7 protein-coding genes are annotated in these 6,190 nt (G+C 68.7%); 6 read left to right on the top strand and 1 reads right to left on the bottom strand.

Annotated elements, in window-relative coordinates; genetic code table 11:
- Both ACE3O8_RS05455 and ACE3O8_RS05460 read left to right on the top strand, forming a co-directional pair.
- Positions 1-863, top strand: an 863-nt coding sequence (locus ACE3O8_RS05455; protein WP_374387594.1) for a peptidyl-prolyl cis-trans isomerase, incomplete at its 5' end; no start/stop codon positions are given.
- Complete coding sequence (locus ACE3O8_RS05460) at positions 860-1,858, top strand: HupE/UreJ family protein (protein ID WP_374387596.1); 999 nt, start codon at positions 860-862, stop codon at positions 1,856-1,858. The genes ACE3O8_RS05455 and ACE3O8_RS05460, both read left to right, overlap by 4 nt.
- A 14-nt stretch (positions 1,859-1,872) precedes the next feature.
- Here ACE3O8_RS05460 and ACE3O8_RS05465 read toward each other — a convergent pair whose 3' ends face one another.
- Positions 1,873-2,493, bottom strand: coding sequence for a TetR/AcrR family transcriptional regulator (locus ACE3O8_RS05465; protein WP_374387598.1), 621 nt, complete (start codon positions 2,491-2,493; stop codon positions 1,873-1,875).
- A 71-nt stretch (positions 2,494-2,564) separates the two neighbouring features.
- Here ACE3O8_RS05465 and ACE3O8_RS05470 point away from each other — a divergent pair, with 71 nt between their 5' ends.
- From ACE3O8_RS05470 to ACE3O8_RS05485, 4 genes are all read left to right on the top strand, one after another.
- Entirely contained in the window at positions 2,565-3,593 is a 1,029-nt protein-coding gene (locus ACE3O8_RS05470; RefSeq protein ID WP_374387600.1) for a phosphotransferase family protein, read from the top strand.
- 12 nt (positions 3,594-3,605) lie between these two features.
- On the top strand, positions 3,606-4,343 hold the full coding sequence (locus tag ACE3O8_RS05475; RefSeq protein WP_374387602.1) for an SDR family NAD(P)-dependent oxidoreductase: 738 nt from the start codon (positions 3,606-3,608) through the stop codon (positions 4,341-4,343).
- 13 nt (positions 4,344-4,356) lie between these two features.
- Positions 4,357-5,583 carry an acyl-CoA dehydrogenase family protein gene (locus tag ACE3O8_RS05480; RefSeq protein WP_374387604.1) on the top strand — a complete coding sequence of 409 codons (1,227 nt, stop codon included), beginning with the start codon at positions 4,357-4,359 and terminating at the stop codon, positions 5,581-5,583.
- Positions 5,584-5,595: 12 nt separating this feature from the next.
- Positions 5,596-6,190, top strand: a 595-nt coding sequence (locus ACE3O8_RS05485; protein ID WP_374387606.1) for an AMP-binding protein, incomplete at its 3' end; no start/stop codon positions are given.

Here is a 6,190-nt window from a genome sequence, read left to right on the forward strand (position 1 = left end):
GGGGGAGCGATGCCGCCCCCTTTGTGGAGTGCCAGTCACCGATGATCGCCCGCCTGCTTCGCGAGCCGCTGGTTCATTTCCTTGGAATCGGCCTTGGTCTCTTTCTGCTCTATGCGCTGGTGAATCCGTCCGGTGGAGACAATGAGATCCGCGTGACCGCCGCGACGGTGGCTGCGCTGGAGGCGGAGCACCGGAAGCTGTGGGGGCGTCCGCCGACCGCCGGGGAGCTGGATGCGCTGGTGCAATCAAAGGTGGATGAGGAGATCCTCTACCGCGAGGGGCTGGGCATGGGGCTGGAGCGCGACGATGCCGTCGTGAAGCGGCGCGTTCGGCAGAAATATGAGCTGATCGCCGAGGAGGAGGACGCGCGCGAGCCGACCGAGGCCGATCTTGCGGCCTATCTGGCGGCGCATCCCGAACGCTTCATCGCGCCGCCTGTCGTGACGTTCACGCAACTGCTTCTCGACACCTCCGGCAGTGCTGCGGAGGATCGGGCGCGGGCCGGGGCTGCGCTGAAGGCACTGGCGGGCGGTGCGGCGCCATCCGACGTCGGGCGGCCGACGCTGCTGCCGGCCCGGATCGACGGGATGGCGATCGACCTTGTCGGCCGCGAGTTCGGGGAGGGCTTCGCGGCTGCGCTGGCGCGGCTTCCGGTGGGCGGCTGGCAGGGGCCGGTCGCATCCGGCTATGGCCTGCACCTGGTGCGGCTGGAGAGCCGCTCTGCCCCGGAGGTGCCGGCGCTGGCCGATGTGCGCGCCGAGGTGCTGCGGGAGTGGGAGAATGCAGCGCGCGAGGCTGCGCGGGCGAAGCGGCTGTCGGAGCTGCGCACGCGCTATGACGTGGTGATCGAGGCGCAGCCATGATCCGGCTGCTGCTGGCGCTGCTGCTGGCGATCGTGGCGGGGCCGGCGCGGGCGGACGAATTCAAGCCCGCCTATCTGCAGCTCACCGAAACTGCCCCCGGCCGCTATGACGTGCTGTGGAAGGTGCCGGCGCTGGACGAGCAGACGACGCTGAAGTTGAAGCCGGTGTTTCCGCCCGGCACGCGGGAGGTGACGCCGCGCCGCCCATCCTATGTGGGCGGGGCAACGGTGATCCGCTGGACGGCGGAGGTGCCGGGCGGGCTGTATGGGCGCCCGATCGCCTTCGAGGGGCTGGGGCTGACGCGGACCGATGTTCTGGTGCGGCTGGCGCGGGCGGACGGCAGCGAGCAGCTGGAACGGCTGAACCCTGCGGTTCCGGCCTTTACCGCGAGCGCCAGCCCCGGCCCGCTGGAGGTGATCACCAGCTATACCTGGCTGGGCATCGAACATATCCTGCTGGGGATCGACCACCTGCTGTTCGTGGCGGCGCTGGTGATGCTGGTGCGCGGCAAGCGGCAGCTGCTGCTGACGATCACCGCCTTCACCATCGCCCATTCGATCACGCTGACGCTGGCGACGCTGGGGGTGCTGAACGTGCCGGGGCCGCCGGTGGAGGCGATCATCGCGCTGTCGATCCTGTTCGTGGCGCTGGAGATCCTGCGGCGGGAGCAGGGGCATCCGAGCCTGGCATCGGAAAAGCCCTGGGCCGTCGCCTTCTCGTTCGGCCTGCTGCACGGGCTGGGGTTCGCGGGCGCGCTGGCGGAGGTGGGGCTGCCGGAAAACAGCATTCCGCTGGCGCTGCTGTTCTTCAACGTGGGCGTCGAGATCGGGCAGCTGATCTTCGTGGGCGTGCTGCTGGCGGCGGCGGCACTGGCGCGCCGGCTGACGGGCGGGCCTGTCGACCCGCGCTGGGCAGTGACGCTTCCCGCCTATGCCATCGGCGGCATCGCCAGCTTCTGGGTGGTGGAACGGATCTTTGCGTTCGGGAGCGCATAGCCGGCCGGGCGGTATCAGCCGGCCAGGATTGCGGCCAGCGCGTGGGCGACGCGATCCAGCGTTTCGGGCGCTGTCCAGGTGGGGTGGGGGCGTGATTTGTCCGCGAGTTCGCCTTCGCGCGCCGAGAGGATGCCGCCGAGCGCTGCGCCCATGAAGACGAGGCGCTGGTTCATCAGGTCCGGCGTGACATCCGGCCTCAGGCGGCGGGCGTGGGCCAGGCAGCGCTCAAAGCCGGAGTACCAGCGGCCCTCCCTCGCATCCATGAACAGCCGCCGGTTCGACAGCTGCAGCGAGACGACAAAGCGGTTGTAGCAATCGCTCCACGGCGGATCCGCGGCCGGCAGCGACGAGCGCACGAGGCAGTCGGCCACATCGAACAGCGTGTGTGGCCCGCCGCGCGCCTCCATCTCGTCGAGGAGGTTGTTGCGCAGATCATCGATCAGGCGCGCGCCGTGGATGATCACCTGGCGGACGAGTTCGTCCTTCGAGCCGAAGTGATAGCCGACCGCGGCATGGTTCTTCTGCCCGGCGGCCTCCGCGATCTGGCGCACGGTGACGGCATCGACCCCGCGCTGCGCGAACAGCGCGAGGGCGGCGGCCTTCAGCTGATCGGCGGGCGTGCGGGGCGGGACCATGGCGCTATTCATAGTTTGACGGGCGGATGCGTCAAACGCATTATCCATGTGGATAAATCGGGGAGGATCGGTTGGAGCCGGGTGTGGACCTTGGCGCGCTGACGGCGTGGATGGATGGCGAGCGGCTGGGCCATGGCCCGCTGACCGGCGTTGAGCGGCTGTCGGGCGGGACGCAGAACATCCTGCTTCGGTTCGAGCGGGCGGGCAGGGCCTATGTGCTGCGCCGGCCGCCGCCGGTGCTGCGGGCGAACAGCAACGAGACGATGCGCCGCGAGGCGCGGGCGCTGGCGGCGCTGGCGGGAACGGCGGTGCCGCACCCCGGGCTGATCGCCGCCTGCGGGGACGACGGCGTGCTGGGCGCGGCCTTTTACCTGATGGAACCGGTGGACGGCTTCAACGCGGCGCAGGGGCTGCCGATGCCGCATGCGGGCGACGCGGCGATGCGGCACCGCATGGGGCTGGCGATGGTGGAGGCGATCGCGGCGCTTTCCGGCGTGGACTACCGGGCGGTGGGGCTGGAAGGCTTCGGCAAGCTGGACAATTGGCTTGAACGGCAGGTGGGGCGCTGGGCTTCGCAGCTGGAAAGCTATGCGGAGATGCCCGGCTGGACCGGGCCGGACGCCATTCCCGGTGTGGCGAAGGTGGCGCGCTGGCTGGAAGATCACCGGCCGGAGACATTCCGGGCGGGCATCATTCACGGCGATTTCCACTTCGGCAATGTGCTGTTCCGGCGCGACAGCGGGGAGCTGGCCGCCGTGGTGGACTGGGAGCTTTGCACGCTGGGCGATCCGCTGCTGGATCTGGGATGGCTGGTGGCGACCTGGCCCGAAGGCGACCGCCCGCACGAGACGGATGTGGCGGTGACGCCGTGGGAAGGGTTCGCGACGCCCGACGAGCTGATCGCCCATTATGCGGCGCGGACAGGGCGGGATCTGGCGCACTTCGACTGGTTCGCGGTGCTGGCCTGCTACAAGCTGGGGATCATCCTGGAAGGCACGCATGCGCGGGCCTGCGCCGGCAAGGCCCCGCGCGAGGTGGGCGACCGGCTGCACGCCCATACCATCTACCTGTTCGAACGCGCGCTGCGGCGCATCGGCTGAGGGAGGCTGACTTTGGCAACGGATACGGATTTCACCGGAAAGCGCGTGCTTGTGGTGGGGGGATCGAGCGGGATCGGAAACGGCATCGCGCACGGCTTCCGCGAGCGGGGGGCAGAGGTGGTCGTGTGGGGGACGAAGGCGTCCGCCGCCGACTATGACCCGGCGGACGGTTCCGACCTTTCGGGCCTTGGCTATGCGCAGGTGGACGTGGGCGACCCGGATGCGATCGAGGCGGCCGCGCTGCCCTTCGACACGCTGGATGTTCTGGTGCTGTGCCAGGGCACGGTGGTGTACAAGCGGGGCGAGTTCGAGCGGGCCGGCTGGGACCGGGTGATGGCCGTGAACCTGGACAGCCTGATGCACTGCGCGCGGAAGTTCAAGGCGCAGCTGATCGCCACCAAAGGCAGCGTCATCATCGTCAGTTCCATTTCCGGGCTGAAGGCGAACATCGGCAATCCGGCCTATGCGGCCTCCAAGGCGGGCGCGATCAGCCTGACGAAGACGCTGGGGCAGGCCTGGGGGCCGGAAGGCATTCGCGTGAACGGGCTGGCGCCGGGGCTGGTGGACACCAAGCTGACGCGGGTGACGACGCAGAACCCCGAGCGGATGGCGGGCGCTCTGGCCACCATTCCGCAGCGCCGCGCCGGCCTGCCGGCCGACATGGCGGGCGCCGCCATCTTCCTTGCTTCCCCGCTTGCTGCCTATGTCACCGGCCATACGCTGGTGGTGGATGGCGGCCTCTCCCTCTGAGAAAGGACGACCCATGCAATTCGACCACAGCGACAAGGTGAAGGGGCTGCTGGCGCAGCTGGAAACCTTCATGGACGCGCACATCTATCCCAACGAGCAGGCCTATCACGACTGGGTGCATGATCCGGCGAACCTGTGGAAGGAATGGCCGGGTATGGAGGCGCTGAAGACGAAGGCGCGGGCCGAGGGGCTGTGGAACCTGTTCCTGCCGCATGAATATGGCGAATTCTCCCCCGGCCTCACCAACCTGGAATATGCGCCGCTGGCGGAGATCATGGGGCGTTCGCCCTGGAGCTCGCAGGTGTTCAACTGTTCCGCGCCGGACACCGGCAACATGGAGGTGCTGGCGAAGTTCGGCAGCCCGGCGCAGCAGCAGAAGTGGCTGAAGCCGCTGCTGGAGGGGAAGATCCGGTCCGCCTATGTGATGACGGAGCCGCAGGTCGCCTCGTCCGACGCGACCAACCTGGAGCTTTCGATCCTGCCCGACGGCGACGACTATGTGATCAACGGCCGGAAATGGTGGATTTCCAATGCCATGCATCCGCGTTGCGACATCTGGATCGTGATGGGCAAGAGCCGGTTCGACGGTTCGCGCCACACGCAGCATTCGCAGATCCTGGTGGAACCGGGCACGCCGGGCATCACCATCGTGCGCCATCTGACGGTGTTCGGATCGCACAATTCACCGGGCGGTGAATGCGAGCTGCGGTTCGACAATGTGCGGGTTCCGAAGGAAAACCTGATCCTGGGCGAAGGCCGGGGCTTCGAGATCGCGCAGGGACGGCTGGGGCCGGGGCGCATCCACCACTGCATGCGATCGATCGGGCAGGCGCAGCGCGCGCTGGAAATCATGGCGCGGCGGGCGGACAGCCGGGTGGCCTTCGGGAAGAAATTGGCCGACCAGTCCAGCATCCGGCAGGACGTGGCGAAGAGCTTCTGCGAGATCGAGATGGCGCGGCTGCTGACGCTGAAGGCGGCGGACGCCATGGACCGTTACGGCAACCGGCAGGCGAAGGACCTGATCGCGGCGATCAAGGTGGTGGCGCCGCAGATGGCGCAGACGGTGTGCGACCGGGCGATCCAGGTGCATGGCGGCATGGGGGTGAGCGACGATACGCCGATCGCGGCCTTCTTCACGCTGAACCGCTTCATCCGCATCGCCGACGGCCCCGACGAGGTGCATATGAGCCAGCTGGGGAAGCAGAAGATCCAGGAATATGTGGCGATGAACGAGCGCTGAGGAGAGGCGGCGATGGGCTGGATCGGCAGCGGCGAGCGGCGGATCACGACGGCGGAGCTGGACGAGGCGGCCCGCCGCGCCGCCGGCGTGATCGCCGGATACGGGCTTTCGAAGGGCGATGGCGTGGCGCTGTATCTGCGCAACGACCTCGCCTATTTCGAGGCGCTGTTCGGGGCGGGGATGCTGGGCCTGTTCCCGGTGCCGGTGAACTGGCACTACACGCCGGACGAGGCCGGTTACCTGCTGCGCGACAGCGGCGTGAAGCTGCTGCTGATCCATGAGGACCTGCTGCCGCCTGTCCGCGCCGCCATCCCCGAAGGACTGCCGGTGGTGGTGGTGGAAACGCCGCCGCACATCCGCGCCGCCTATGGCCTGCAGGCGGCGACGCCGGACGATGGCCTTCCCCGCTGGCACGAGCTGCTGGCGGCGGCCGCGCCATTTGCGGGCGAGGCGGAACCCGCGCCGAGTTCGATCATCTACACATCCGGCACGACGGGGCGGCCCAAGGGGGTGAAGCGCGCAGCCTTCACCGACGAGGAGGCCGCCGCGGTGAACGCCATGCTGGGATGGTCCTATGGCTATACCGAGGTGCTGGAGGGGCGGCGCG

It is taken from the genome of Sandaracinobacter sp. (assembly GCF_041909755.1).
Classification (GTDB): domain Bacteria; phylum Pseudomonadota; class Alphaproteobacteria; order Sphingomonadales; family Sphingomonadaceae; genus Sandaracinobacteroides.